Source organism: Sporosarcina aquimarina (assembly GCF_019748715.1).
In the GTDB taxonomy this organism is placed as follows: domain Bacteria; phylum Bacillota; class Bacilli; order Bacillales_A; family Planococcaceae; genus Sporosarcina; species Sporosarcina newyorkensis.
This window is the reverse complement of record NZ_JACLBZ010000055.1, coordinates 1-302: the sequence shown is the minus strand read 5'-3', so window position 1 is coordinate 302 and position 302 is coordinate 1. Positions and strand designations below refer to the sequence as shown.

General features: G+C 52.0%; 1 protein-coding gene. It reads right to left on the bottom strand.

Annotated features, from left to right (window positions below):
• Positions 1-70: 70 nt before the first annotated feature.
• Positions 71-302: hypothetical protein (locus H7J92_RS17520; protein WP_221838317.1), on the bottom strand; the 232-nt coding region annotated here is incomplete at its 5' end.

The window sequence follows — 302 nt, the reverse complement described above, 5'->3', positions numbered from 1 at the left end:
CCAACTAGCAAAGACCGCTAGCTGTCTCACGGCTACGGCGGACCCCGCAGTTGCGGCTTCGCTGGTGTAGTTAAGATAGTGGGTACTGTGTTTTCAAATGAAATACCAAGTGCTCCCGCTCACTAAACAAAGGCGCCTGCCGCAAACGCCGAAGTGAGTTCAGTAAAGTTACTCTTTTTGTGTCTCTTCGCTCGACTAAGTTGTGTGTCCAAACTAAGTATAGGGTTGTACATCGACGCCGCTTCGCCGTTTGGGGATTGCCTCCCGCCAAGAGCCAACTAGCAAAGACCGCTAGCTGTCTC